Annotated in this window: 1 rRNA gene; it reads right to left on the bottom strand. The window is 55.6% G+C overall.

The annotated features are described in order from the left end of the window. Positions 1-257: ribosomal RNA gene (locus tag CHI10_RS22035) — 16S ribosomal RNA — on the bottom strand; the annotation flags it as partial.

The raw sequence follows: 257 nt of genomic DNA, 5'->3' as shown, positions 1-257 counted from the left end.
TGTCTCAGTCCCAGTGTGGCCGATCACCCTCTCAGGTCGGCTACGCATCGTGGCCTTGGTGAGCCGTTACCTCACCAACTAGCTAATGCGCCGCGGGCCCATCTGTAAGTGATAGCCGAAACCATCTTTCAGCTTTTCCTCATGAGAGGAAAAGAATTATCCGGTATTAGCCCCGGTTTCCCGGAGTTATCCCAGTCTTACAGGCAGGTTGCCCACGTGTTACTCACCCGTCCGCCGCTGACTTCAGGGAGCAAGCT

Source organism: Bacillus sp. 7894-2, from assembly GCF_002272225.1.
GTDB lineage: Bacteria > Bacillota > Bacilli > Bacillales > Cytobacillaceae > Cytobacillus.
This window is presented reverse-complemented; position numbering and strand designations above follow the sequence as displayed.